This is a genomic window from Streptomyces sp. NPDC027962 (assembly GCF_055566095.1).
Window position 1 is genome coordinate 205,466 of record NZ_JBVHTA010000004.1, and the last position, 21,624, is coordinate 227,089.

Here is a 21,624-nt window from a genome sequence, read left to right on the forward strand (position 1 = left end):
AGTGGTGCGGCCCTCCTGGCCGCTCGACACAGCCGACGCCTGCGATGGTCGAACACATCCGCACGCGGGTGCGGGCATACGGGGCCCACTTCACTCGTAAGCGTCACGATTCCAGCCACATGGCCGGAGCGGTGTGCTCATCCACCGCCCGGGTCCCGATTGACCTGAATGCCGGACTCATCCGCAAGTGGGAGAATCGCAGTGGACCTGGCACCACAGGAGTGCCCCCAACGACTTCGGACAGGCAGGTCGGCGCATGGCGAAGCAACCCAAGTCATCACAGCCCTCGCACGGCAAAGGCCCGAGCCGGCACCAGGGGACCGAGCACCACGGCTGGTCCCCGGACGTGGACGAGACACGTCAGCAGGACAATCCCAGCGCTCGGCGTTCGTTCCACGCCGAGGAGCATGCGGGCGCCCCCGGCCAGGGCAGGAAGGTTTCCAAGGAGGAGAAGGGTTCCGTCCCCGGTGACGAGGTGAAGAGCGAGACCGGGAGCGGCGAGGAGTACGGCGGCGACTCGGAGAAGGGCATGCGGGACACCGGCCGCAAGGGCAGGTCGCAACGCCCCAGCGGGACGAAGGACGACTCCGCCTTCACCGGCGTCGACCCCGACAAGCCCGGCCAGGGCAAGCGCCGACCGGGGTAGGTCCTGGCGCGTGGCGCGAAGGAAGCCGCGAAGGAGACGGAGCCCCGTCCGAGACGAGAAGGGCGGGGCTCCGTGCTGGGAGGGCGGACTTCGTGCGGCAGGGCGGGGTGCGCGTCAGAAGGGCGGGGCTCCGCTTCCTTCGATCACCATGAGCCCGGCCTCGGAGCTGTGGCGGCTGACGACGAACCGGCCGACGCGACCGTCGGGCATCCGCAGTTCGAACTCCCCGCCATGGATGAGAGCCTCCACGACCTCCCCGTCGGTCACCTTGAGGCTGCCGTTCCAGTCCGACAGCCCCGGAACGTCGCCCTCGGACGGGTCGAACCCGCCCGTAGGCCGCTGCTCTGCCCACGAGAGCATATCGACCCGGGCCGGATACTCCACGCCGTCAGCGATCACCGTGACGTCACCCTGGAAGTCACTCATGCGTCCAGTGTGCGCCCGCCGGTGCTGATGCCGCCACGGCCGGCGGCAGCCCGGCAGGTTCGGCCCTACGGTGCCCCGTACACCGGCCGCGGCGTCTCGGCGGCGGCCAGCAGTTTCAGCGCTGCCTCGCCCGCTTCGGCCGCTGTCCAGCGGGCGCCCCTGTCCGCCGTCGGGCCCGGCCGCCAGCCCTCCATGACGGTGATCCGGCCGCCCTCCACCTCGAAGACCCTGCCGGTGACACCGGCGCACGCGCCGGAGGAGAGCCAGACGACGAGCGGGGAGACGTTCCCGGGGTCCATGGCGTCGAACTCCCCCTCGCCCGGCGCGGCCATTGCCCCGGCGAAGGCTTGCTCGGTCATCCGTGTGCGGGCGGCGGGGGCGATGGTGTTGACCTGTATCCCGTAGCGGCCGAGTTCGGCGGCGGCAACGAGCGTCAGGCCCACGATGCCGGCCTTCGCCGCGGAGTAGTTCCCCTGGCCGACGCTCCCCGAAAGCCCCGCGCCGGAGCTGGTGTTGATGACACGCGCCTGCGGCGTCCGGCCGGCCTTGGCCTCGGCCCGCCAGTGCTCGGCGGCGTGCTTCATCGGCAGGAAGTGACCCTTGAGATGGACGCGCATGACCGCGTCCCAGTCGTCCTCCTCCAGGTTGACGAGCATGCGGTCGCGCAGGAATCCGGCGTTGTTGACCATGGCGTCGAGGCGGCCGAAGGTGTCAAGGGCCAGGGCGACGAGCGAAGCGGCGCCGTCGGTGGTGGCGATGTCGCCCCCGTGGGCGACGGCCTCGCCACCCAGGGCGCGGATCTCGTCGGCGACCTGCTCGGCGGGCCCCATGGGGTCCCCGACGCCGTTTCCGGTGCCGTCGAGCCCTGTGCCGAGGTCGTTGACGACAACCCTGGCGCCTTCCGCCGCCAGGGCGAGGGCGTGCGCGCGGCCGAGGCCGCGGCCCGCACCGGTGACGACGGCGACGCGTCCTGCGCAGAGTCCGGTCATCGTGTGTGTCCTGCCTTTCCGAGGAGGCCCCGGGTCTCCGCTCGAGCCCGCGCCGTCGCGGTGCCGGGGATCGTGTCGGCCCGGTGATCAGTGGTTGACGGTGGCGGCGTCGAGGAAGGCGGGGCGATCGCCGCCGCCGTGGACGAGCAGGCTCGCTCCGGTGACGTACGCCGCACGCGGGGAGGCGAGGAAGACGCAGGCGTCGCCGATCTCGGCGGGTTCGGCGAGCCGGCCGAGCGGCACGGTGCGGGCGACGGCGGCGACACCGGCCTCGTCCCCGTAGTGCAGATGCGAGAGTTCGGTGCGGACCATGCCGAGAACGAGGGTGTTGACCCGTACCGTCGGCGCCCATTCGACGGCCATGGACCGGGCGAGGTTTTCCAGGCCCGCCTTGGCCGCGCCGTAGGCGGCGGTGCCGGGTGAGGGGCGGGTGCCGCTCACGCTGCCGATCATGATGACGGAGCCGCCGGTCCGCTGGCCGCGCATGATCTCGTACGCCGCGAGCGTGGCCGTCAGGGGCGCGGTGAGGTTCAGTTCGACGACGCGGGCGTGGCGTGCGGCTCCGGCCTCGCCGAGCAGCCGGAACGGGGTTCCTCCGGCGTTGTTGACGAGCGTGTCCAGTCGGCCGTAGTCGTGGTGCAGCCGGCGGAAGAACGCTTCGACGTCCTCCGGCTCACGCAGGTCGACGGGCACGAAGCCCGCCGCGCGTCCCGCCGCCTCGACCGGTGTGTCCGGCGGTCTGCGCGCGCAGGTCACGACGTCCGCGCCTGCTTCGAGCAGGGCCCGGGTGATGCCCGCGCCGACGCCCCGTGTTCCGCCTGTGACGACGGCGACGGTCCCGGACAGGTCGGTGATCGCCGGCAATTGGCACCTCCCGCAGCATACGGACCACTGCTATGGTCCACCTAACAAACGTTTGGTGGAAAGGTAGCTGATCTGCCCATGGGTGTCTCCACCTCCGTCCCTGAAGACGGGATCGCCGTCGTCACCGTCGACTTTCCTCCGGTCAACGCCCTTCACGTGCAGGGCTGGTACGACGTGGCCCGCGCCGTCCGCCGCGCCGGCGGCGACCCGGCGGTGCGCTGTGTGGTCCTGGCCGCCGAAGGGCGGGGCTTCAACGCGGGCGTCGACATCAAGGAGATCCAGCGCACCGAAGGACACGCGGCCCTCGTCGGCGCCAACCGCGGCTGCTACGCGGCGTTCGCCGCGGTCTACGAATGCGAAGTGCCCGTCGTCGCCGCCGTGCACGGCTTCTGCCTGGGCGGCGGCATCGGACTCGTGGGCAACGCCGACGCGATCGTCGCCGCCGAAGACGCCACCTTCGGACTGCCGGAGCTGGACCGGGGCGCGCTCGGCGCCGCCACGCATCTCGCCCGGCTGGTCCCCCAGCATCTGATGCGGACCCTGTACTACACCTCCCGCACCGTGACCGCGGCCGAACTGCACGCCCACGGCTCGGTGTGGCGCGTCGTCCCCCGAGCCGGACTCCGGGCGGCGGCCATCGGGCTGGCGCGTGAGATCGCCACCAAGGACGGGACGCTGATCCGGCTCGCCAAGGCCGCGATCAACGGCATCGACCCCGTCGACGTCCGCCGCAGCTACCGCTTCGAGCAGGGCTTCACCTTCGAGGCGAACCTCAGCGGCGTCGCCGACCGCGTACGCGGCACCGCCTTCGCCGCCGCCGTCGTGCCCGACACCGTCGAAGGCCCGAGCACCGACAAGGAGCAGCAGACGTGACGCGGGACAAGACGACGACTGCCGAGGAGGTGGTCGGCCGGCTCGACAGCGGCATGACCATCGGCATCGGCGGCTGGGGCTCGCGGCGCAAGCCGATGGCACTGGTGCGCGCGCTGCTGCGCTCCGAACTCACCGACCTGACCGTCGTCTCCTACGGTGGACCCGATGTCGGGCTGCTCGCCGCCGCGGGAAAGATCCGCAAGCTGATCACGGCGTTCGCCACCCTCGATTCCGTCCCTCTGGAACCGCACTTCCAGGACGCCCGGCAGCGAGCGGCGTTCGAGATGGTGGAGTTCGACGAAGCCATGGTCATGTGGGGGCTGACCGCCGCCGCGCAGCGGTTGCCCTTCATACCCGTCCGGGCCGGCCTGGCATCGGACGTGATGCGCGTCAATCCGTCCCTGCGCACGGTCACTTCCCCGTACGAGGACGGTGAGGAGCTTCTCGCCGTGCCCGCGCTGCGGCTGGATGCCGCACTCGTTCACGTCAACAGGGCCGACGCGCACGGCAACGGCCAGTACCTCGGCCCCGACCCCTACTTCGACGACCTGTTCTGCGAGGCGGCCGACCGGGCGTACCTGTCGTGTGAGCGCATCGTGGACACCGCAGACCTCCTCAAGGACCATGCGCCGCAGTCCCTGCTGGTCAAGCGCGCGTTCGTGAACGGCGTGGTCGAGACCCCGTACGGTGCCCACTTCACCTCCTGCGTTCCGGACTACGACCGCGACGAGACGTTCCAGCGCGCCTACGCGCGGGCCGCCCGCGGGACGGACGCCTGGCGCGCCTTCTGCGAGCGGTTCCTGTCAGGGGACGAAGACGCCTACCAGGCCGCCGTGGCGGCGTTCCGCGAGGAGGAAGCGGCAGCATGACCGGTACGGACACGACGCCGGCGACACGGGCCGAGTACTGCGTGGTGGCCTGCGCCGAATCCTGGCGGGACGCGGGCGAGGTGCTGGCGAGCCCGATGGGCACCGTCCCCACGATCGCCGCCCGGCTGGCGAAGCTCGCCTTCTCCCCCGATCTCCTGCTCACCGACGGCGAGGCCCTGCTTGCCGGCGACACCCCGGCACTCGGTACCCCGCCCGGTGTGGTGGAGGGCTGGCTGCCCTACCGGCAGCATCTGGCGCTGGTCGCCACGGGACGGCGGCACGTGATGATGGGCGCGAGCCAGCTCGACCGGTACGGGAACCAGAACATCTCCTGCATCGGCGACTGGTCCCGGCCCACGCGGCAGCTGCTCGGCGTACGCGGCGCCCCGGTCAACACCCTGAACAATCCTACGAGTTACTGGGTTCCGCGGCACTCGGCCCGGGTGTTCGTCGAACGCGTCGACATGGTCTGCGGTGTCGGCCACGACCGTGCGGCCGCCGCCGGCTCCTCCGCGTCCCGCTACCACCGGATCCCGGACGTCGTCAGCGACCTGGGCGTTTTCGACTTCGAGACCCCCGACCGGACGATGCGGCTGCGGTCCCTGCACCCGGGTGTCACGCTCCAGCAGGTCGTCGACGCCACCGGCTTCACGCTCACGGTCTCCGCCGACATCCCGTTCACCCGTGAGCCCACCGACGAGGAACTGCGGCTCGTCCGCGAGGTGATCGATCCCAACGGGCTGCGCTTCCGCGAGGTCCCCGCATGAGTGATGCGACGATCGCCACGCCGCTCACCCGGCTCGTCGGCGTGCGGCACCCCCTCGTGCAGACCGGCATGGGCTGGGTCGCCGGACCGCGGCTGGTGTCGGCCACCGCGGAAGCGGGCGCACTCGGCATCCTCGCCTCGGCAACCATGACCGTCGAGCAACTCCGTGCATCCGTGAGGGAGGTGAAGTCCCGTACGGACGCGCCTTTCGGGGTCAACCTGCGGGCGGACGCCGGTGACGCGGCCGAGCGCGTGCGGATCATCATCGACGAGGGGGTGCGGGTCGCGTCGTTCGCGCTCGCGCCCTCCCGGGCGCTGATCGCGCGGCTCAAGGACGCCGGGGTGATCGTCATCCCGTCCATCGGGGCCAGGCGGCACGCCGAGAAGGTCGCCGCCTGGGGCGCCGACGCCGTCCTGGTGCAGGGCGGGGAGGGCGGCGGCCACACCGGGGACGTCGCCACCGGCGTTCTGCTCCCCCAGGTCGTGGACGCCGTCGGCATCCCCGTGATCGCGGCCGGCGGCTTCCGGGACGGGCGGGGGCTCGTCGCGGCGCTGGCGTACGGCGCCTGCGGGATCGCCATGGGGACCCGCTTCCTCCTCACCTCCGACAGCACGGTCCCCGATGCGGTGAAGGCCCGGTATCTGGCCGCGACCGTCAAGGACATCACCGTCACCACCAAGGTCGACGGCCTGCCGCACCGGATGCTGCGCACCGAACTGGTGGGTTCGCTGGAGCGCTCGGGGAGGGCCGCCTCGCTGCTGCGCGCGCTCCGCCATGCGGCGGCCTTCCGTCGCGAAACCGGCATGAGCTGGGTGGACATGGTCCGCGACGGCCTGGCGATGTGGCACGGCAAGGAATTGTCATGGAGTCAGGTCCTGCTGGCCGCCAACACCCCAATGATGCTGAGGGCCGCGATGGTCGACGGGCGCACCGACCTCGGTGTGATGGCGGCCGGTCAGGTCGCGGGTCTGATCGACGACCTGCCGTCCTGCGCCGAGCTGGTCGAACGGGTCATGGCGGAAGCCCTCGCCGCACTCCGTGCGCTGCCTCACACACACTGACTTGCGTTCCAGGAGGTCCGCACCCGCCGTCACAGGCGTTCGATGATCGTGACGTTGGCCTGGCCGCCGCCCTCGCACATGGTCTGCAGGCCGTACCGGCCGCCGGTGCGCTCGAGTTCATGGAGAAGTGTCGTCATCAGTTTGGTCCCGGTGGCGCCGAGCGGGTGGCCCAGCGCGATGGCCCCGCCGTTGACGTTGACCCGCTCAGGGTCGGCGCCGGTCTCCTTGAGCCAGGCCAGCACCACGGACGCGAACGCCTCGTTGATCTCGACCAGGTCGATGTCGTCCATCGACATCCCGGTCTTCTTCAGGGCGTGGGCGGTGGCCGGGATCGGGGCGGAGAGCATCCGGATGGGGTCCTCGCCGCGTACCGAGAGGTGGTGGATACGCGCCCGGGGAGTCAGTCCGTGCTCCCGTACGGCTCGCTCGCTCGCCAGGAGCATGGCGGAGGCGCCGTCGGAGACCTGCGAGGAGAGTGCAGCGGTCAGCCGTCCGCCGTCGACGAGGGGCCGCAGGCTCGCCATCTTCTCCAGGGAGGTGTCCCGGCGCGGCCCCTCGTCGGTCGTCACTTCACCGTGGGCGACCAGTTCGCGGGCGAAGCGGCCCTCGTCGATGGCGCGGAAGGCCCGCCGGTGCGAGCGCAGAGCGAACTCCTCCATCGCCTCGCGCGTGATGTCCCACTTCTCGGCGATCAGCTCGGCGCCGTGGAACTGGTTGACGGGCCGGTCGCCGTAGCGCGCCCGCCATCCCGCGGAGCCGGCGTACGGTCCCTCGGTCAGCCCGAGCGGCTCGGCGGCCTGGCGGCTCGCGAAGGCGATGGGCACCTGGGACATGTTCTGCACGCCGCCGGCGACGACGAGGTCGCAGGTGCCGGACATGACGGCCTGCGCCGCGAAGTGGACGGCCTGCTGGGAGGATCCGCACTGCCGGTCCACGGTGACACCGGGCACCTCTTCGGGCAGCCCGGCCGCGAGCCAGCAGGTGCGGGCGATGTCACCGGCCTGCGGCCCGACGGTGTCCAGGCAGCCGAGGACGACGTCCTCGACGGCCGCCGGGTCGATGCCCGAACGCTCCACCAGTGCGACGATCACATGGGCGCCGAGGTCGGCCGGATGGACCGCGGACAGCCCGCCGCCCCGCTTCCCGACCGGGGTGCGTACGGCTTCGACTATGTAGGCCTCGGGCATGGCTGCTGCTCCTTGTAGTCAGGGTAGTCGCGGCGCTTGTGTTCGTGTCGCCTCCGCAGCGCGACGCCGCCGGCCGGCTCCTGCGCGAAGAGGTGCCGCTCGCTGCTCTTCGGCACCGGCCCATGTCCCGGTCTCAGGCGTGCTGGCTGCTGACGGCGAGGACCTCTCCGGTCAGGTACGACGAGTAGCCGCCCGCCAGGAAGACGATCACATTGGCGACCTCCCACGGTTCGGCGTGCCGGCCGAATGCCTCGCGGGCGGTGAGCTCCGCCAGCAGTTCGGGGGTGGTGACCTTCACCAGGTGCGGGTGCATCGCCAGACTGGGTGCGACGGCGTTGACGCGCACGCCGTACTCCGCGGCCTCGACGGCGGCGCACCGGGTGAGGGCCATGACGCCCGCCTTGGCGGCCGCGTAGTGGGCCTGCCCCCGTTGGGCCCGCCAGCCGGCCACCGAGGCGTTGTTGACGATGACGCCTCCGCTTCCCGTGGTCCTCATGCGGCGCAGTGCGGCGCGGGTGCAGCGGAAGGTGCCGTTGAGGGTGACGTCGAGAACGGTGCCCCACTGCTCGTCCGTCATCTCGGCCAGGTCGGCGGTGCCGCCGAGGCCGGCGTTGTTGACCACGATGTCGAGGCGGCCGTGGCGTTGTTCCGCGAGGTCGAACAGGGCGGCGATCTGGGCTTCTTCGGTGACGTCGCACGGCAGGGCCACGACCCGGTCCGCACCGAACTCTGCGGCGAGCTGCGTCTCGGTCTCCTTGAGCCTGCGGGCGTGGGCGTCGGAGAGGACGATGTCCGCGCCCTCCTCCAGCAGGCGTCTGGCGGTCGCGCCGCCGATGCCCGCGCCGGCGGCGGCAGTGATGACGGCGGTGCGGCCGGCGAGCAGCCGGTGGCCCGGCACGTACGGCGGTGGCGCCTGGCTCATGGGCGTGGCTCCTTCGGCAGGCCGAGCACACGCTCGGCGATGATGTTCCGCTGGATCTCGCTGGAGCCCGCGTAGATGGTGTCGGCGCGGGAGAAGAGGAACAGCCGCTGCCAGTCGTCGAGGTCGTACGGCTCGCCGGCGGCCAGCATGCCGCCGGCCCCGCACACCTCCATGGCGAGTTCGCCCAGCTCGCGGTGCCACGTCGACCAGAAGATCTTGCCGATGGAGGTCTCGGGGCCGGGGGCTCCGGCCGCGACGCCGTCGAGCATGCGCAGCGCGTTGAACCGGATCGTCTCGATGCCGACCCACGCCCGGGCGAGGCGGTCGCGGATCAGCGGGTCGTCGGCGGCTCCGTTGCGTACGGCCAGATCGATGAGCGTCTCGAGTTCGCGGCGGAAGCCGACCTGCTGGCCGAGGGTGGAGACGCCGCGCTCGAAGCCGAGGGTCGCCATGGCCACCTGCCAGCCCTCCCCCGGCGCACCGACCACGTTGGCGGCGTGGGTGCGGGCGGCGTCGAAGAACACCTCGTTGAACTCGCAGGTGCCGGTGAGTTGGGTGATCGGCCGGACCTCGACCCCGGGCTGGTCCATGGGGACCAGGAGGTAGGAAAGCCCCTGGTGGCGGGCGCTGCCGGGCTCGGTGCGGACGACGACGAAGCACCAGTCGGCCTCGTGGGCGAGCGAGGTCCAGATCTTCTGCCCGGTGATCACCCACTCGTCGCCGTCCCGCTCCGCACGTGTCCGTACGGCGGCGAGGTCCGATCCGGCGTCCGGCTCGCTGTAGCCCTGGCACCACAGCTCCCGGGCCGCGACGATCTCCGGGAGGAAGCGCCGTTGCTGTTCGGGGGTGCCGAGGGCGACGAGGGTGGGTCCGAGAAGCTGCTCCCCGATGTGGCCGACCCGGGCGGGCGCGTTCGCGAGGGCGTACTCCTCATGGAAGGCGACCTGCTCCTCGATGGTCGCGCCACGTCCTCCGTGCTCCTCCGGCCAGCCGACGCAGGTCCAGCCGGACGCCGCCATGTGCCGCTCCCATGCCAGGCGTTCGGCGAAGCACTCGTGCTCGCGGCCGGGTCCGCCGCGGCCCCGCAGGCCGGCGAATTCTCCGGAGATGTTCGTGGCGAGCCAGTCCCGGACCTCCGCTCTGAACTCCTCGACGGCGTCCATGCCGGCTCCCCTGCGGATCTCGACGGCCCACGGGCCGTACGTTAACCTACCAAACACTTGTTAGGGAAGGAGCCGGATGTCCGCTGCCCCCGCAGAGCCGGTCCGCTACGAACTCCGGGGCCCGATCGCCCTGGTGACCCTGAACCGGCCCGCCTACCGCAACGCCCAGAACTCCGCGATGACCTACGCCCTCGACCGAGCCTTCTACCGGGCCGCCGCAGACGACGACGTCAAGGTCGTGGTCCTCGCCGGAGCGGGTACGCACTTCTGCGCCGGTCACGACATCGGCACCCCGGATCGCGACGCCCATCTCCCGTTCGAGCGCAGGGCCGGACTGTGGTGGGACCACTCGGACAAGGCCGGCGCGGAGAGCCGCTTCGCCCGCGAGTCCGAGGTGTATCTGGGCATGTGCCGCCGCTGGCGTGAACTGCCCAAGCCGGTCGTCGCCTCGGTCCAGGGCGCCTGCATTGCGGGCGGGTTGATGCTCGCCTGGGTGTGCGACCTGATCGTCGCCTCGGACGACGCGTTCTTCGCCGACCCGGTGGTCCGCATGGGCATCCCCGGGGTCGAGTACTTCGCCCACCCGTGGGTGATGCCGCCCCGGATCGCCAGGGAGTTCCTCTACACCGGCCAGCGGATGAGCGCCCGGCGCGCCTACGAGGTGGGCATGGTCAACCGTGTCGTCCCCCGCGCCGAACTGCCGGACGCGGCCATGGAGATGGCGAAGCGGATCGCCGAGATGCCACGCATGGGGCTGGCACTCACGAAGCGTGCGGTCAATCAGGCCGAGGATCTTCAGGGCATGCACACCGGCATGGACTCGGTCTTCGGGCTGCACCACCTCGCTCACGCTCACAACGCCGAGACGGCCTCGGACGCCCTGTCCGGCATGGACGTCCGCGCCATGAAAGAGGCGGGCTCCTGATGGACCTGCGCTTCACCTCCGCCGAGGAGGCATTCCGTGCCGAAGCCCGCGCCTGGCTCGACGACCATGTGCCGGACGTCCCGCTGCCCTCACTGGAGACCGCGGAGGGATTCGCCGCCCACCGGGAATGGGAGCGCATGCTGTTCGCCGACCGATGGTCGGTGGTCTCCTGGCCGAAGGAGCACGGAGGGCGGGGCGCCTCGACCCTCGAGTGGCTGATCTTCGAGGAGGAGTACTACGCGGCGGGCGGACCGGGCAGGGTCGGCCAGAACGGCATCAGCCTGCTCGCCCCCACGCTGTTCGAGCACGGCACCGACGAGCAGCGGGCCCGCATCCTGCCGCCGATGGCGAGCGGCGACGTGATCTGGGCCCAGGCGTGGTCGGAACCGGACTCCGGCTCCGACCTCGCCTCCCTGCGCTCGACCGCCGTGCGGACCGACGGCGGCTGGCTGCTCGACGGCCACAAGACCTGGTCCTCCCGCGCCGCTTTCGCCGATCGCGCCTTCGGCCTCTTCCGCAGCCACCCAGGTGCCGGCAGGCCGCACCACGGGCTGACGTATCTGATGTTCCTGCTCGACGCTCCGGGCGTGACGGTACGGCCCATCGGCCGGCTCGACGGCAAGCCCGCCTTCGCCGAGCTCTTCCTGGACAAGGTGTTCGTGCCCGACGAGGACGTCATCGGCGCGCCCGGCCAGGGCTGGCGGGTGGCCATGAGCACCGCAGGCAACGAGCGCGGGCTGACGCTGCGCAGCCCCGGCCGCTTCACCGCCGCGGCCGACCGCCTCACGGCACTGTGGCGCGACAGGGCGGATCCGTCCGACACGGCCCTGCGCGACCGGGTCGCCGACGCGGTGATCGGCGCCCGCGCCTACCGGTTGTTCACCTACGCGGCTGCCTCGCGCATCGCCGCCGGCGGCGTGATCGGCGCCGAGTCGAGCCTGAACAAGGTCTTCTGGTCCGAGCTCGACATGTCCCTCCACGAAACGGCCCTGGATGTCCTCGGCCCGTACGGGGAGCTCGCGGACGGGGCCCCGGAAGCGCCTGCGCACGGCAGGTGGGCCGAGGGGTACACATTCTCCCTGGCGGGTCCGATCTACGCCGGCACCAACGAGATCCAGCGCGACATCATCGCCGAGCGGCTGCTCGGCCTGCCGAAGGGACGCCGGTGATGCGGTTTCTCCCCGACGACGAGCAGCGGGAGTTCGCCCGCTCCCTCGACGGCATGCTCACGGCGGCCGGGACCCCGGGCGTGGCGCGTGCCTGGGCGACAGGCGACCACGGCCCGGGGCGCGCACTGTGGGCGAGGCTCGCCGACGCCGGGGTCTTCGCACTCGCCGTACCCGAGCGGCACGGCGGCCTGGGGACGCTGCCGGTGGAACTGAGCGTCGCCTTCACCGAACTGGGCCGCCATGCCGTGCCCGGTCCGCTGGTCGAGACGGTGGCAGCCGCGGCCCTCCTCGACCGGCTCGGCGACGAGACGGCGGCCGGCGCATGGCTGCCCGGCATCGCCACCGGCAAGACCGTGGCCTCACTCTGTCTGCTTTCCGCCGACGGCCCCTACGCCCTGGACGCCGACGCCGCCGACGCGGTCCTCGTTGTCGACGGCGACACCGTACGGCTGTCGGACCGGGCCGGGCCCGTCCAGATGTCCCTCGATCCGGCCCGCCGGCTGTTCCGCCCCCCGGGCGGACAACTCGTGGCGCGCGGCCACGCCGTGAAGGCCGCAGCCGCACACGCCGCCGACGTCGCCGCGCTGGTCACGGCCGCCCAGTCGCACGGGCTGGGCCGCACCCTGCTGGCCCGTACCGTCGCCCATGCCGGACAGCGGACCCAGTTCGGTGTGGCGATCGGGTCCTTCCAGGCGGTGAAGCACCGGTTGGCCGACGCCCTGATCGGCCTCGAGTTCGCCGAACCGCTGCTCCATGCCGCCGCACTCGCCCTGGCGCAGAGCGATCCGGACTCCGGTCGCCAGATCGCGGCAGCGAAGGTGGCCGCGTGCGAGGCGGCCTGCACCGCGGCCGGCACCGCTCTGCAGATCCACGGCGCCATCGGCTACACCGACGAGCTGGAGCTGTCGCTGTGGATGCGCAAGGCCCGCGCACTGCGGTCGGCCTGGGGCACCCCCGCCGCATGCCGGGCCCGCGTCCTCACCCCCTGAGAGCGGCCGCCACGGACAGGAGCGCACCCATGAGACCGACCGAGGAGCAGGAGGAACTGCGGGCTGCCGTACGGTCGCTCCTGACCCACCACAAGGGCGCGACGGCCTGGCGTCCCCTCACCGAGCAGATCGGGGGCGCGGGCCTCGCCGTTCCGGAGCAGTACGGCGGGGCGGGCTGCGGTGCGACAGAAGTCCACGTGGTCATGGAGGAGTTGGGGCGAGGCCTCAGTCCCGTTCCCTTCCTCGGCTCCGCCGTTCTCACGGTGCAGGCGCTGCTCGCCTCGGACGACAAAGCGGCATGCGCGCGGCTCCTGCCGCAGCTCGCCGCCGGCCGCGCCACAGGGGCACTGGCCTGGGCCGAGCGGGGCTCGTGGGATCCGACGGCGCCCTGCTGCGCAGCCACCCGCCGGCCCGGCGGGACGTGGCGGCTCGACGGGACCAAGGAGCATGTGCTGGACGGCTGCGCAGCCGACGTTCTGCTCGTGGCGGCCCGTACGGACGCAGGGGTCTCGCTCTTCGAGGTGGCCGTGGACGGCGCGGGGGTGAGCCGTGAACCGGTGGCCACGATGGACCGGTCACGGGCGCAGTCGCGGGTGGTCCTCCGCGGTGCCGGGGGCCGGCTCGTCGGCACCGACGGCGACGGAGAGCGGATCCTTGGGCACGTACTGGACTTGGCCTGCACGGCGCTCGCCGCCGAGCAGACCGGTGCAGCCGAGCGCTGCCTCGAGCTCACCGTCGCGCACGCCATGGACCGCATCCAGTTCGGGCGGCCCATCGGGTCCTTCCAGGCGGTGAAGCACCGGCTCGCGGACGCTTACGTGCTCGTCGAGTCGGCGCGTTCGGCCGCGCTCGGCGCGGCCTTCGCGGCAGCCGGGGGGTCACCCGACCTGACCCGCTGCGCGGCGGTCGCCAAGTCGGCGTGCTCGGAGGCGTTCTCCTGGGTGGCGGGCGAGATGATCCAGCTGCACGGCGGCATCGGCATCACCTGGGAACACGACGCCCACCGCTACTTCAAGCGCGCGCACGGCTCGAGCCGGCTCTTCGGCCCGCCGGCATGGCATCGCGCCCGGCTCGCCGCGGGACTGGGGCTCGACGGAGTTCCGGCCGGGCAGGGAGGGTGAGGCGGGCCCGGCGCCCCCGGTGGAGGGCGCCGGTCCGACGCCAGGGGTGCCCGAAGCCGACGCCGGCGGGGCGCTTCACGGTCCCGTACGCCCAGGGCGCGGCGCACCTGTCGCCCGGAACGGTGACGAGCCCGCGTCATCCTTGATCGTCGGCCGTCAGGACGTTCGCCGTTCCGGTCCATCGGAGCAGCGTCCGCACCAGCGGCGATCTCATCCCCGTGAGGCGGAACGGGATGCCGCGCTCGTGCGCCTCCCGCCGGGAAGATGTCGATCTCCCCCACCACGGTCACGGTGACTCGGCCGTCGACTCGCCCGATGCCGACCGTCAGGTCTTCGTCCTGCGTCATCACGGTGTCCTTCGGTGGGGTGCCCGCGGACAGCGGACTGCTCCCGTGGTCGCACCACGCCGGCGGGCGTGGGATGGTGCCCGCGCTCATGCTGCAGCGGCGGGGATGAGCTCGGCCCGCCCGAACAGGAGGGCGTAACCGCGCGGCAGTTCGGCGAGGATGCGACGGGTGAGGCTCTCGCCCGCATGGTCGGCGAGCAGGGTGAGGACGGTGCCTGTGGCCCAGCGGGCCTCGGACGGACTGAGGGACGCGACGTGATCGGCGACGGCGTCGACGAAGGCGGGTGCGGTCAGGGGCTGGGGCAACGGGGCCTGGCCGACCAGCACTTCAGCGGCGTGCGGGGGCAGAAGTCGGGCCAGTTCGCAGCGTTCTTCGCCGCTGACGTGGCCACCCAGCACGGTCAGCACCGCATGGACGACGCGTTCGGCTTCCGCGCTGCTCGCGTACCGGCCCGAGACACGAACGTCATGGACGAGCTGCTGCCAGTTCACGATCGTGGGATTCCTTCCTGACGGCCGTCCCACGCCGCTCGACGGCGGCGTCGGGACGGCGGCGGGTGAGATTCAGGCCGCGCCGGGGCGGCCGAAGAGCAGGTCGTAACCCGGGGGCAGCTGAAGCAGGACGCGGCGCAGAAGGCCCTCGCCGGCCGCGTCGGCGACCACGCTCAGGACGGCGCTGACGTCCCACTTCGCGGTCTGCTCCGTCGCCCCCTCGATCCAGGCCGCTGTCGCGCGCACGAAGCGCTCGGCATCGAGCGGTTCGGCTGCCCGCAGCGGATTGAGCAGAATCAGGGCGAAGGTCTCCGGCAGTCGTGCGGCGAGCTCCGCCCTCTCCTCTCCGACCAGGTGGGCGCCCAGCAGGCCGAGGACGACCCGGGCCGCCCGCTCTGCTTCCTGCGTCGACCCGTATTCGCCGCGCTCCTGGACGGCCTTGAGGAACTCATGCCATTTCATGTGCACCACCGCTGCCCCCTTGTCCGGCGGCACGGAGGACGGGTCCGGGAGGGGGAGATCACGGCCCGTCCCGTCCTCCGCCGCTGTGTGCGTGAGGCACTGCCTCAGCTGCTGATCTGCTTCTGCCCGGTGCCGGCGCTGACGCTGATCCTCCGAGGCTTGGCGCGCTCGGCGATGGGAATGCGCAGCGTGAGGACACCGGCATCGTAGTCCGCCGTGATGTTCTCCGTGTCGAGGGTGTCGGCCAGCACGATCTGGCGGGAGAAGACGCCCAGCGGCCGCTCGGACAGTTCCATCTGCACGTCGTCGGCCTTCGTGGCCGGGCGACGCTCGGCCTTCACGGTGAGCATGTTCCGTTCGACGTCGATGTCGATCGCGTCCTGGCTCACTCCGGGCAGGTCGAACGCGACGACGTACTGATCGCCCTCGCGGTAGGCGTCCATCGGCATCACCGAGGGCCTCGACCAGGTACCGGACGTGCCGAGGAGCTGCTGGGTGAGCCGGTCGAACTCGCGGAACGGGTCGGTGCGCATCAACATCGCGAAACACCTCCAGATGGTTCAGGGCAGTAGTGCCAATGCGCTTTCACCTGTCACCGTTGTAACATGTCATCGAAACGATGACAAGCTCGACGTCACCCAAAGGGTGACGTGATCGGAGAAACCAGATGCCACCAGCCGACCCGCCGACGGCACCAAGCCGTCCCGCCTCGTTCCTCGCCGCCATGACCGCCCTGAGGGCCATCGACGAAGCGGTTCGTGAAGCACGCACCGACGTCGACAGCGACCACGGAGACGGACGTGCCCGCGGCACCGACCCGGCAGGCCCCGACCAGGCCCTCGCGGCCCTGCTCCTGCTGCGGGAGGTGCGCCACCAGCTCGCCGGCTGGGAGACCGGCCTGATCGAGGCGGCCCGTGACGCCGGCGCCAGCTGGGCCGACCTGGCCCACCCCCTTGGCGTCGCCAGCCGCCAGGCGGCCGAGCGCCGCTACCTGCGACTGCGCCCCGGCATCGAGGGCTCCACCGGCGAAGAACGCGTCCAGGCCACCCGCGACCGGCGCGCCGCCGACCGCACCGTCACCGCCTGGGCCCGCGGCCACGCAGCCGACCTGCGCCGGCTCGCCGGCCAGATCACGGCCCTCACCGACCTGCCCACCCGAGCAGACGCTCCCCTGCGCAACCTCTCGCGCGCCCTCGCCGACAACGACGCCGCCAACCTCGTCGCCCCCCTGGCCGACACCCGCCCGCACCTGCAGGATCACCACCGCGAACTCGCTGCCCGGGTCGAGGACATCACGCGGACGATGGAGCAACTCCGGCAGAACAGCGGCGACCAGCGCCGCACCGCCGCCCCCTGAACGTCGGCATCGTGAGTGCTGGACACCGGCTGCACCGCCCCCAGCGGTTCGGCAGGGTAGGCGCATGCGACTGCTGCTGATCTCGGACACCCATGTCCCCAGGCGCGCGCGGCACCTGCCCGCGGAGCTCCTCGCAGAGCTCGACAAGGCCGATGTGGTGTTCCACGCGGGAGACTGGGCCGACGAAGCCACACTCGATCTGTTCGAGGCCCGTTCGGCGCGCCTCGTGGCCGTATACGGCAACAACGACGGAGCTGAACTGCGGACGCGGCTGCCCGAGGTCGCCCGCGCCGAACTCGGCGGACTCCGGTTCGGAGTCGTCCACGAGACGGGTCCCGCCGCCGGGCGCGAGGACAGATGCGCCGCCAGGTTCCCCGACCTCGATGTACTCGTCTTCGGACACAGCCACATTCCGTGGGACACCACGGCCCCGAGTGGCCTGCGGCTGCTCAACCCCGGCTCACCCACGGACCGTCGACGGCAGCCGCACTGCACGTTCATGAAGGCCCGCGTCACCGAAGGCCGGCTGACCGGCGTCCGGCTGCACCGCCTGCCACCACGAGGTGGTCGCGCCTCCGGCTGACCGCGGTGCGCTGTGCACCGTTCACGGGTGTGCCGTTTGCGCTGTGCCGCCGTTTACGCGTGCCCCGTACGGCACGGCCGCGAGTGCCCCGGTGGGCGGCCCGAAGCGTCGAGATTCACCCGAACGGACGCGTGGCGCGCGTGACCGCGAGAGGCGGCACGGGAGCGCCGCGCGGCTGCATGCGCGCTGCTCCTGCCCTTCGGGCCGCTACCGGATGGGGCGGCGTGGTTCTCACCGCTCGCGTGGCACATTGCGAACCCTGGACGGGACGGTTTCACTACAGCCAAGCTCGCCCCCATGAGGGCAGGAATCGGAGGCAGTGATGCTGTCCCACTTGATCGAACACGGCGTCCTGGTCATTACTGTGCACACCGACCCCGGCATCGGTCAGCGGGCAGCGCTCGCGAAGGAGATCAGTGATCTCGTCCACCTCCACCGGCCGGCCCCCGTCGTCATCGTCCTCGAGGAACCGGCCGCCGGCAGTGCGGCGGTCAGCGCCGTGCTCAGAGCCCACCGCATGTGCAACCACCTCGGGGTGCTGATGTCCGTCGCCACGCACAGCGCCCCGGCCCGGCGTCTGCTCGAGTCGAACGCCGACACCACCGGAACCCGCCTCGTCATCCATGCCCGCACCGACACCGCGATCTCCACGGCGTTCACAGCGGCAGCCTGACCGGCGCGGTTTCGGCGAAGGCGACCTGAGGAACCGGGCGGTTGCTCCCACAACTCGTCGGTCGAGACGCGGGACTCGAGCCTCAGCGCCTTCTGCGACCCAGCACCACGGAACGTCGTTGACTAACACGATGCCGTCGCTGTCCGCCAGGTGGGTCAGCACGTCCGGCCGGCGTACCGAGCGCCTGGATCTTGCTCGCCGACCCCCGGCCATGTCTCGCCGGGACCCACGCACCACTCGCAGGTGGGTCCGAAGACCTTGCCTGCGCGAAGGAGCGGGACTCCTGCCGTGTCGCACTCGCCATTTAAAATCGAACAGGAGTATGGTTTCGTGCATGGCCGGAACCGACTTTCCCGACGATCTGCGTACCGCGCAAACGCGCCTTCACCAGGCAACCTCCGAGCTGGCCGCCCTCTGCCGCACGCTGCCGTGGAGCGTGGAGCCCATGGCGGGCTGGCCGGGCACCGAGCATCCGCACACCGGTCAGGTCACCGGTGGCCGTGAGGACAGCCCCGGCTGGACCGAGGAGCAGAAGCGGTTGGTGAAGCGGCTGCGGATGGAATGCACCGACCTCTCGATCCGCATCGCCACGCACCCCTACTGGGACACCGTCGAGGCCGAGAAGCGGGTGGAGGCCCGCGGGACGCTGAAGGCCGAGGCAAGGTCCGCCCTACCGGCGGCCGACGTCACGACCGCGGCGTAGCGTTCCTGGCAGGCGTGCGGTCCGGCGAGGGTACTCGGGGCGAGAGCGTCCGCACCGGGATTCGGTTGGCTGCTCATCCGATGTCTGTGCAAGCATGTCTCCGTCACACATATACCGACGGCGGCACAACAATCCGCGCCGTGCCCCCACCTCTTCGGTCGGTGCGGGCACAGGGAAGCAACGCGGGCGGTCCGGCCGGGCATGTCCGTGCGCATCAGCCGTCTCTTTGAAACCTCCGGGGGAACACCGTGTCCGCTGCTCAGCCCACCGCATCCTTGAAGCCTCCGGCTTCGCCCTCCTCGCCTGCGTATCACGGCCTGTTCCTCGAACCGGCTTACGCCGAGGGCGACTTCCCCACGGACACCGACGAGTTCGCCGACGGTCCCGCCGACATCGACGAGTCGGAGCCGGCGCGGGGAAGGCATCGGCGTACGGGGCGTTGACATTTCCGCCCGCTGCCATTTGCCGCGGGCGCTTGAGCAGTACGCATGGCCCACCGCGCGACGAGCACGGTGGGCCAGGTGGGCCACAGGCCGAGGGATGCGCTCCCCTGCCGCGCCGACAGCGTCGTTACGGCGCCATCTCGTACGCGCCGGACAGTGCCTCGACCCGCTCCCAGACGCGCGCCGAGCGCGCTGCGTCGGCCAGGGGCCGCCGGACCGCGCCGAGTGCCCACTGCTGCTGCTCCGCGGTGGCGGAGTCCTTGCCGTGCAGTTCGACGGCGTGCGCCGAGAAGTCGCGTACGAGGACGGAGAAGAGCTCGTCGAGCACGTCCTCGTCCAAGCCCGTCAGGCGGGCCTGCTCCAGGATCAGCTGCCCGTGCACCACCAGCGCGAACAGCTGGCCGACGGAGAGCAGGAAGTCGAGGTCGCGGCTCTGCTCCTCGTCAGGTGCGGCGGTGGCGACGAAATCGCACAGGGCGTCGGCCTGTTCGCGGAAGCGGGCGACGTTGGGCACCTCGGCGTACGCGTCGTAGGCGGTGCGCCAGTCGTGGAAGCGCACGGAGCCCAGGCCGCGTGCCGGTCCCTGCTGGAAGAGGAACGTGTCGTCGGCCGCGTCGAGACGGGTCGGCACCGGCGCGTACTCGGCCGGATGCAGCAGATGGTTGCGCATGAACTTGAGGATCAGCGCGAGGTTCACATGGACCGTGCCCTCGAGCTTGGGCAGGCCCCGGATCTCTACGGCGGCCTGGGCGAAGTAGTTGTCCTTCTCGAAGCCCTTGGCGGCGATGACGTCCCACATGAGGTCGATGACCTTCTCGCCCTCCGTGGTCACCTTCATCTTCGTCATCGGATTGAACAGCAGGTAGCGGCGGTCGTCGGGGCCTGCGGAGCGGAAGTAGTCGACGGCCCGGTCGCTGAACAGCTTCATCCCGACGAGTCGGACGTAGGCGTCGGCCAGCTCGCGGCGCACGTGCGGGAAGGCGGTGACGGGGCGGCCGTACAGGATGCGGTTGTGCGCGTGGGTGACGGCCTCGTACATCGCGTGCTCGCAGATGCCGATCGAGGCGGTGCAGAGATTGAACTTGCCCACGTTGACGGTGTTGAGGGCGGCGTCGAAGGCGGCGCGGCCGGTGTGCAGGACGTCGTCGGGGCCGACGGGGTACTGCGCGAGACGGAACTCGCTGACGTACTTGGAGGAGTCGACGACGTTCTTCACGAGGTGGTATGCCGGGTGGCGGCTGTCGGCGGCGAAGAAGACGTAACCGTCCGGGCCCTCGATGTCGGTGCGACGGCCGAAGACGGAGACAAGACCGGCAGCGTTGCCGTTGCCGATGTAGTACTTGGAACCACTGGCCAGGAAGCCGCCGTTGCCGTCGGGCTCCAGCAGCATGTCGGTGGAGTAGATGTCGGCGCCATGGGTCTTCTCGGACAGGCCGAAGGCGAACACCTCGCCCTGCGAGAGGAGTTCCGCCGCGCGGGTACGAGCAGCGGCGTTGTCGCTCTGCCAGACCGGGCCGAGGCCGAGGACGGTCACCTGCCACGCGTACCAGTAGTCCAGGCCGTAGAACCCGAAGATCTCGTTGAGCGCGGCGATCCGGGCGGTGTCCCAGCGCCGGTCCGGGTCCTGCGGTCCGGCGGCGGAGGACGGGGTGAGGAAGGTGGAGAACAGCCCTTCCTTGGCGGCGAACGCGAGGAAGTCCGCCAGCCAGGAACGAGTGCGGTAGTCCTCGATCAGCCGGCGCTTGCCGCGGTCCTCGAACCAGTCGACGGTGGCGCGCAGGAGCCTGCGGGTCTCGGGGTCGAAGTGCGCCGGGTCGTAGGTGCGCGGATTGAACAGCAGCGGGTCGGCCATGGGTGTTCGCCTTCCGAGGAGTTGAGGGTGGAGATCGCGGATCGTGCGTTACGGATTACGGATTACGGATTACGGATTACGGATTACGGATTACGGGTGCAGAGGGCGTGGCGGTTCAGGCGGGCGGGTGGGACGCGCCGAGCCGGCGGAGGGTGGCGAGTACGTCGTCGAGCCAGGCGATGGTCATCCGCTCGTACGCGATGCCGCCGCGGAGCACGACATGCTGCAGCTCCTGCCCCGCGTGGGGCTGTGCCGGGGCGTCGGGCCCGGTGAAGTCGCGTACTTCACCGGACAGGTAGTGCGCGAGCCGGTCGCTGTGCACCTGACGATGCCGCTCGACCTCACGGAGCAGCGCGGCCGGTTCGTCGAAGGCCGCGCCGCGGATCTTCACGGCGAGGTCGTGGCGGAGGCTCTCGGGTTCGATCGGCTCGTGCAGCCACTCGGCGAGGGCGGCGCGGCCGGGCCCGGCGACGGAGTACTCCTTCTTGTCCGGCCGGCCCTGCTGCGGCACCTCGCGGAGATCGAGCAGGCCGTCGCTCTCCATGCGCTTGAGCACGCGATAGATCTGCTGGTGGGTGGCGGTCCAGAAGTATCCGATGGACCGGTCGAACCTCCGGGCCAGCTCGTATCCGGAGCCCGGCTGCTCCAGCAGGGAGACGAGGATCGCGTGTTCGAGCGCCATACCCTCATCGTTCTATGCAACTCGTTGCATAGACAAGTGGCGGCGGCCCGGTGAGACGCG

The 21,624-nt window shown here is 71.2% G+C and carries 24 protein-coding genes; 13 read left to right on the forward strand and 11 right to left on the reverse strand.

The annotated features are described in order from the left end of the window. Positions 1–256: 256 nt before the first annotated feature. Positions 257–646, forward strand: a complete 390-nt coding sequence (locus tag ACZ4SA_RS05745; RefSeq protein WP_468270196.1) for a hypothetical protein — start codon at positions 257–259, stop codon at positions 644–646. A 114-nt stretch (positions 647–760) separates the two neighbouring features. Here the strand turns inward: ACZ4SA_RS05745 and ACZ4SA_RS05750 are convergent, their stop codons facing one another. The 3 genes from ACZ4SA_RS05750 to ACZ4SA_RS05760 form a co-directional block, all read right to left on the reverse strand. Further along, positions 761–1,072 carry a hypothetical protein gene (locus ACZ4SA_RS05750; RefSeq protein WP_468270198.1) on the reverse strand — a complete coding sequence of 104 codons (312 nt, stop codon included), beginning with the start codon at positions 1,070–1,072 and terminating at the stop codon, positions 761–763. 65 nt (positions 1,073–1,137) lie between these two features. Continuing rightward, the gene (locus tag ACZ4SA_RS05755; protein WP_468270200.1) at positions 1,138–2,061 is read right to left on the reverse strand and encodes an SDR family oxidoreductase; all 924 of its coding nucleotides are present in this window, start codon (positions 2,059–2,061) and stop codon (positions 1,138–1,140) included. Between the two features lie 87 nt (positions 2,062–2,148). After that, entirely contained in the window at positions 2,149–2,925 is a 777-nt protein-coding gene (locus ACZ4SA_RS05760; protein WP_468270202.1) for an SDR family oxidoreductase, read from the reverse strand. A 78-nt stretch (positions 2,926–3,003) separates the two neighbouring features. On the opposite strand from ACZ4SA_RS05760, the gene ACZ4SA_RS05765 reads away from it, so the two are divergent. The 4 genes from ACZ4SA_RS05765 to ACZ4SA_RS05780 are packed head-to-tail and all read left to right on the forward strand — an operon-like array spanning position 3,004 to position 6,495. Then, positions 3,004–3,798, forward strand: a complete 795-nt coding sequence (locus ACZ4SA_RS05765) for an enoyl-CoA hydratase family protein (RefSeq protein WP_468270204.1) — start codon at positions 3,004–3,006, stop codon at positions 3,796–3,798. Continuing rightward, entirely contained in the window at positions 3,795–4,667 is an 873-nt protein-coding gene (locus tag ACZ4SA_RS05770) for a CoA transferase subunit A (protein ID WP_468270206.1), read from the forward strand. The genes ACZ4SA_RS05765 and ACZ4SA_RS05770 overlap by 4 nt, the downstream gene beginning before the upstream one ends. Then, on the forward strand, positions 4,664–5,434 hold the full coding sequence (locus tag ACZ4SA_RS05775) for a CoA-transferase subunit beta (protein WP_468270208.1): 771 nt from the start codon (positions 4,664–4,666) through the stop codon (positions 5,432–5,434). The genes ACZ4SA_RS05770 and ACZ4SA_RS05775 overlap by 4 nt, the downstream gene beginning before the upstream one ends. Continuing rightward, entirely contained in the window at positions 5,431–6,495 is a 1,065-nt protein-coding gene (locus ACZ4SA_RS05780; protein ID WP_468270209.1) for an NAD(P)H-dependent flavin oxidoreductase, read from the forward strand. Before ACZ4SA_RS05775 ends, ACZ4SA_RS05780 begins: the two co-directional genes overlap by 4 nt. Before the next feature lie 29 nt (positions 6,496–6,524). Here the strand turns inward: ACZ4SA_RS05780 and ACZ4SA_RS05785 are convergent, their stop codons facing one another. The 3 genes from ACZ4SA_RS05785 to ACZ4SA_RS05795 form a co-directional block, all read right to left on the reverse strand. After that, the gene (locus ACZ4SA_RS05785) at positions 6,525–7,682 is read right to left on the reverse strand and encodes an acetyl-CoA C-acetyltransferase (protein ID WP_468270211.1); all 1,158 of its coding nucleotides are present in this window, start codon (positions 7,680–7,682) and stop codon (positions 6,525–6,527) included. Positions 7,683–7,815: 133 nt separating this feature from the next. Further along, positions 7,816–8,604, reverse strand: a complete 789-nt coding sequence (locus ACZ4SA_RS05790) for an SDR family oxidoreductase (RefSeq protein ID WP_468270213.1) — start codon at positions 8,602–8,604, stop codon at positions 7,816–7,818. Beyond that, on the reverse strand, positions 8,601–9,767 hold the full coding sequence (locus ACZ4SA_RS05795; RefSeq protein ID WP_468270215.1) for an acyl-CoA dehydrogenase family protein: 1,167 nt from the start codon (positions 9,765–9,767) through the stop codon (positions 8,601–8,603). Before ACZ4SA_RS05795 ends, ACZ4SA_RS05790 begins: the two co-directional genes overlap by 4 nt. Positions 9,768–9,843: 76 nt before the next feature. Between ACZ4SA_RS05795 and ACZ4SA_RS05800 the strand changes: the two genes are divergently transcribed. Genes ACZ4SA_RS05800 through ACZ4SA_RS05815 form a run of 4 tightly spaced genes read left to right on the forward strand, consistent with a single transcriptional unit; the run spans position 9,844 to position 13,971 of the window. Continuing rightward, on the forward strand, positions 9,844–10,692 hold the full coding sequence (locus ACZ4SA_RS05800) for an enoyl-CoA hydratase (protein WP_468270217.1): 849 nt from the start codon (positions 9,844–9,846) through the stop codon (positions 10,690–10,692). After that, positions 10,692–11,861, forward strand: a complete 1,170-nt coding sequence (locus tag ACZ4SA_RS05805) for an acyl-CoA dehydrogenase family protein (RefSeq protein WP_468270219.1) — start codon at positions 10,692–10,694, stop codon at positions 11,859–11,861. Before ACZ4SA_RS05800 ends, ACZ4SA_RS05805 begins: the two co-directional genes overlap by 1 nt. Further along, positions 11,861–12,850, forward strand: a complete 990-nt coding sequence (locus ACZ4SA_RS05810) for an acyl-CoA dehydrogenase family protein (protein WP_468270335.1) — start codon at positions 11,861–11,863, stop codon at positions 12,848–12,850. Before ACZ4SA_RS05805 ends, ACZ4SA_RS05810 begins: the two co-directional genes overlap by 1 nt. Positions 12,851–12,879: 29 nt before the next feature. Beyond that, on the forward strand, positions 12,880–13,971 hold the full coding sequence (locus ACZ4SA_RS05815) for an acyl-CoA dehydrogenase family protein (RefSeq protein ID WP_468270221.1): 1,092 nt from the start codon (positions 12,880–12,882) through the stop codon (positions 13,969–13,971). A gap of 433 nt (positions 13,972–14,404) precedes the next feature. Here ACZ4SA_RS05815 and ACZ4SA_RS05820 read toward each other — a convergent pair whose 3' ends face one another. The 3 genes from ACZ4SA_RS05820 to ACZ4SA_RS05830 all read right to left on the reverse strand — a co-directional run bounded on the left by ACZ4SA_RS05820 (position 14,405) and on the right by ACZ4SA_RS05830 (position 15,810). Continuing rightward, positions 14,405–14,809 carry a DUF2267 domain-containing protein gene (locus tag ACZ4SA_RS05820; protein ID WP_468270223.1) on the reverse strand — a complete coding sequence of 135 codons (405 nt, stop codon included), beginning with the start codon at positions 14,807–14,809 and terminating at the stop codon, positions 14,405–14,407. Positions 14,810–14,881: 72 nt separating this feature from the next. Then, entirely contained in the window at positions 14,882–15,271 is a 390-nt protein-coding gene (locus tag ACZ4SA_RS05825; RefSeq protein ID WP_468270225.1) for a DUF2267 domain-containing protein, read from the reverse strand. A 104-nt stretch (positions 15,272–15,375) separates the two neighbouring features. Next, positions 15,376–15,810 (reverse strand): Hsp20/alpha crystallin family protein, encoded by a 435-nt coding sequence (locus tag ACZ4SA_RS05830; RefSeq protein WP_468270227.1) that lies wholly within the window; start codon positions 15,808–15,810, stop codon positions 15,376–15,378. Positions 15,811–15,995: 185 nt separating this feature from the next. On the opposite strand from ACZ4SA_RS05830, the gene ACZ4SA_RS05835 reads away from it, so the two are divergent. From ACZ4SA_RS05835 to ACZ4SA_RS05850, 4 genes are all read left to right on the forward strand, one after another. Next, positions 15,996–16,628: a type III effector protein gene (locus tag ACZ4SA_RS05835; RefSeq protein WP_468270229.1), complete on the forward strand. Its 633-nt coding sequence runs from the start codon at positions 15,996–15,998 to the stop codon at positions 16,626–16,628. Between the two features lie 64 nt (positions 16,629–16,692). Next, entirely contained in the window at positions 16,693–17,211 is a 519-nt protein-coding gene (locus tag ACZ4SA_RS05840) for a metallophosphoesterase family protein (RefSeq protein WP_468270230.1), read from the forward strand. A 322-nt stretch (positions 17,212–17,533) separates the two neighbouring features. Beyond that, on the forward strand, positions 17,534–17,884 hold the full coding sequence (locus ACZ4SA_RS05845) for a hypothetical protein (protein ID WP_468270232.1): 351 nt from the start codon (positions 17,534–17,536) through the stop codon (positions 17,882–17,884). 334 nt (positions 17,885–18,218) lie between these two features. Continuing rightward, entirely contained in the window at positions 18,219–18,587 is a 369-nt protein-coding gene (locus ACZ4SA_RS05850; protein ID WP_468270234.1) for a hypothetical protein, read from the forward strand. 570 nt (positions 18,588–19,157) lie between these two features. On the opposite strand, the gene ACZ4SA_RS05855 is transcribed toward ACZ4SA_RS05850, so the two are convergent. Then, on the reverse strand, positions 19,158–20,882 hold the full coding sequence (locus ACZ4SA_RS05855) for an acyl-CoA dehydrogenase family protein (RefSeq protein ID WP_468270236.1): 1,725 nt from the start codon (positions 20,880–20,882) through the stop codon (positions 19,158–19,160). Positions 20,883–20,997: 115 nt separating this feature from the next. After that, entirely contained in the window at positions 20,998–21,564 is a 567-nt protein-coding gene (locus tag ACZ4SA_RS05860) for a PadR family transcriptional regulator (RefSeq protein WP_468270238.1), read from the reverse strand. Positions 21,565–21,624: the final 60 nt, after the last annotated feature.